Here is a 3645-nt window from a genome sequence, read left to right as displayed (position 1 = left end):
GTCGCTGGACAACGTGCTGGCGGTGGCCGGCGCGGCGCGCGAGCACCCGATCATCCTGGTCTTCGGTTTGGCGCTGTCGATCGCGATGATGGGCTTCGCCGCCTCGTTCATCGCCAAGCTGCTGAACCGCCACCGCTGGATTGCCTATGTCGGCCTGGCGATCATCCTCTACGTCGCCGTCATCATGATGTGGGATGGCGGCCACGAGATCTGGCACGCGACGGCGCCCATCCGGTAAATCATCAGGCGGTTCGGCGCGCGAAGGAGGCAGTGGCTTATAAGGCGCTATCCCCGGCGCCGACGGGCTTTTGGTCGGCAGACAGCGCTTCGAACCCGTTCAGGAAATATTCCTGCTGTTTTTCTGCCGCCTTTCGCGTGATCTCATCTCTCTTCAGAATGTCGTCTTCTCGTTCTTTCTGCGCTCTTTTCTGGCTCTCGAGATCGTCGAGGCGTTGCTTGAAGGCGTGCAACTGCTTTCGCGTGCCTGCCCTGTCCTGCCTGACCCCAAATTTCTTGGAGTCGAATTTCCCGGTGCGCGGGTTGAATCCCCAATCGTTCAACAATTCCTTGATGAATTTTCGCGTCAGCTGGACCTCGGCCGATTCCTTGCCCTGCTGGCCGGCCTCGACATCCCCTTCGACCAGCTTCGGAAACAGCGCAAGGCGGACCCCGATCACCGCGCCGCGGAACGTGCCCGGATCGGACGCAGACAGATAGGCGACATGGGGCAGATGGGCGCAGACCCTGACGAACTTCGCCCAGGATCGGCGCTGCAGGCCAAATCGTCCATCCGCCGCGTTGGCGAATGTCTTGACCGCATCACTCTTTTTCAGGCCGGACATCTGGAACGCGATCGCACCGATATTCAGAATCGTCTTCTCGGATAAGGTCTTTCCGAACGCCTCGAACTCATGCATCGCCTTGGCATCGGACTCCGGCAGCCGCCATTTTTGGGAGAAATCGACACTCCGTCTGCGCTGAGGCTTGTTCGGATGTGGCTCCGGCGCAGCGGTCGGCGTCGCCGGCAAGGACGATCTGCGCTGGGGCGCGGTGTCACGCCACAGCTTCGGCTGGGCTGTCGAGGCAGCCGGCAGGGACCGATTGTCGATCCGGACGACCTGACCAAGCCACACCCCTATTGCGGCAAGCAGCGGGGTCCGGTCCGAAGTCGCTTCTGTCGTCGGATCACCGGCGCTAACCTGGTCTTCGGCCATCGGAATTTCCTTGCGGCGGGGTGAGGATTGCCCAGGTCGCCCGCGGACCGGGAAAAACGGATCAGCCCCGGGGCCACTCCGCTTCTGCGGCCCCTACTCCGCCCGGGCGAAGAAGGCGTAGGTGGCGGTGTAGGACACGCCGACCTGGGTGTCGGGCCGCAGCGGCGGGGTCGCCGGGGCGGCACCGCCATGGGTGGCGCTGCGCTGCACGAAGGCGACCTGGCCCAGCGCGCCGGGTGCCGCACCATCCGGCTCCGGGCTGGCCGTGACCGGGACCAGCAGCCATGGGATATCGGGCATAGCGGTCGTGTCGGTTTCGGGCGGCGCGGGCACCGCCACCACCTTGCCGGCCGGGTCCAGCATCGCCTTGCTGCCGTCCGCCGCTTCCCAGGAGGGGCCGGCATAATGCCGAATCACGATCCGGCCGTCCTCGCCGGTCAGCTGCGCCAGCGGCGCCTGCAGCTGCCAATGCAGCGGGCCGCCGGGGTCGGCGACGCTGCGGTAGATCTGCACGCCGCTTGCCTCGGCGGTGAACAGCAGCCGGGCGCCGCCCGGCTGGATCGCCGCCGGAACTGGTGCACTCGTCACGGCACCGGCAACACCTTGCGCCAGCAGCAGCATCAGGGCGGCAGCCGCCGCAACCCGTCCGATCATCATCGTCTTCCTCGCGTGGCCCTCGGTCGTGAAATCCGCCCGGGGACCTGCCGCGAGGGGCCGCTCACTCGTCCCGGTAGTGCTTTACGATGCCGGCCGAGCGGACATGCGCCTCGCCCGGATCCTGGCCGAACTCGCGCCGGGCGCGGCGCTGGCGCAGCAGGTCCCAGGCACGGTCGAGCTCGCTCTCGATCTTGCGCAATCGCTCCAGGTCGGACTGGGCCGGCTGGCCGCGGGCGTAGAGATGCTCCTCCTCCGCCACCAGCTTCTCGATGTGGTTGAGAACCGATTGATCGGTCGTCATGGACGCTCCTTCCGGTCGGTGCCCCGGGGCTTGCCGCGCCGGGGCTTTGACTGAGGATAGCGCAGACCGGCGCCAGAAAAAGCGTCTGCTCGCCGCAGCGGGTCGTCATTCCATTCTCCCGTCAGGCCGGCACCGGCGCCGGCGGACTTTGCGGCCGGGACTGTGCGACAGGGCGCGGCGGGCGGGGAGACGGAATCGGGCTACGGATGCAGCCCTGGGGCTACGGCTGAAACCGGGCACGGGGAAGGGCCTTCGCCCTCCCCTCGCCCGGCCCGGCTACAGGTAGAAATCGTATTCCCGCGGGAACACCTGGGCGATCAGATCGGCATATTCGCCGCGCTTGGAGGCGGCATAGGCGGCCAGGAAGCGCTTCGGCATGTACTCGGCCAGCAGCCGCGACCGCTCCAGCCGCGCCAGCGCCGCCAGGATGCCGTCGGGGAAGGCGGGATCCCGCCTGCGGCCGGCATCGCCGGTGCTCGGCGCGGTCGGCCGCAGCCCCTTGGTGATGCCGTGATGCACCGCCGCCAGCACCGCGGCCATCACCAGATGCGGGCTGGCCTCGGCCCCCGCCACCCGGTGTTCGACCCGCCGCGCCTCGCCGCCCGCCTCCGGGATGCGGAAGGCGACGCTGCGGTTGTTGTGGCCCCAGGCGCGCGAGGTCGGCACGAACAGGCCGAGATAGCGGCGATGGGCGTTGAAGTTCGGTGCCAGCAGGCCGACGGAATCCAGCATCATCGCCTGCATCCCGGCCACGGCGCTGTGCAGCAGCGCCTCGCCGCCCGCCTGGGCGAAGCGGTTGCGGCCCTGGGCGTCGACCAGGCTGACATGGATGTGGAAGCCGTTGCCGGGCTGGTCGGCGAAGGGCTTCGACATGAACGTCGCCTCCTGCCCCTGCGCCCGGGCGATGCCCTTGACCAGCCGGCGCAGCAGCGCCGCATGGTCGGCCGCCGCCAGCGGGTCGGCGAGATGGTCGAGATTGACCTCGAACTGGCCGAGCCCGTATTCGGCCACGGCGCCGGCCAGCGGCAGCCGCTGCAGCTTCGCCGCCGCGGTGATGCGGCCGAGGAAGCCGGCATGCTCCTCCACCGCCGCCAGCGACAGGTTCGCGGCCGTGCGCGGCGGCTGGCCGGTGCGCGGCAGCGCCGCCGGGACGATGCCGCCCTCGGGCGTGCGCGCCGCCTCCAGCAGGGTGAATTCCAGCTCGCAGGCCACCACCGGGAACAGCCCGTCGGCGCGGCAGCGGGCGATGATTCCGGCCAGGATGGCGCGCGGGTCGAACCAGAGGGGCGCGCCAGTGTCGGCCTCGGTCATGGCGCACAGGATCTGGGCGGTCGGGCGCTGGGCCCAGGGCACCGGGACCAGGCTGCCGTGCACCGGCATCGCCGTGCCGTCCGGGTCGCCATCGGCGGCGCCGAGCCCTTCCGCGCCGTGGCCCAGGCCGCGGCAATCGAGGATCGGCGCGCAGGCCGAGAA

Annotated in this window: 5 protein-coding genes; 1 reads left to right on the top strand and 4 read right to left on the bottom strand. The window is 69.2% G+C overall.

The genetic code is table 11. The features are described from left to right. On the top strand, positions 1 to 238 hold a 238-nt coding region (locus tag AC3XYG_RS38740; RefSeq protein ID WP_489145241.1), incomplete at its 5' end, for a TerC family protein. 37 nt (positions 239 to 275) lie between these two features. Here the strand turns inward: AC3XYG_RS38740 and AC3XYG_RS38735 are convergent. The 4 genes from AC3XYG_RS38735 to AC3XYG_RS38720 all read right to left on the bottom strand — a co-directional run. Further along, a complete protein-coding gene (locus AC3XYG_RS38735) occupies positions 276 to 1214 on the bottom strand; it encodes a hypothetical protein (protein WP_489145240.1) in 939 nt (312 codons plus the stop codon). Positions 1215 to 1307: 93 nt separating this feature from the next. After that, complete coding sequence (locus AC3XYG_RS38730) at positions 1308 to 1871, bottom strand: DUF3455 domain-containing protein (protein WP_489145239.1); 564 nt, start codon at positions 1869 to 1871, stop codon at positions 1308 to 1310. Between the two features lie 61 nt (positions 1872 to 1932). Further along, entirely contained in the window at positions 1933 to 2172 is a 240-nt protein-coding gene (locus AC3XYG_RS38725) for a DUF2630 family protein (protein ID WP_489145238.1), read from the bottom strand. Positions 2173 to 2448: 276 nt separating this feature from the next. Continuing rightward, positions 2449 to 3645: glutamine synthetase family protein (locus tag AC3XYG_RS38720; protein WP_489145237.1), on the bottom strand; the 1197-nt coding region annotated here is incomplete at its 5' end.

The organism is Inquilinus sp., assembly GCF_057815775.1.
This window is presented reverse-complemented; position numbering and strand designations above follow the sequence as displayed.

Coding starts and splice junctions, on each gene's coding strand:
- AC3XYG_RS38725 (WP_489145238.1), bottom strand. CDS start 2,172: ATGACGACCGATCAATCGGTTCTCAACCACATCGAGAAGCTGGTGGCG.
- AC3XYG_RS38735 (WP_489145240.1), bottom strand. CDS start 1,214: ATGGCCGAAGACCAGGTTAGCGCCGGTGATCCGACGACAGAAGCGACT.
- AC3XYG_RS38730 (WP_489145239.1), bottom strand. CDS start 1,871: ATGATGATCGGACGGGTTGCGGCGGCTGCCGCCCTGATGCTGCTGCTG.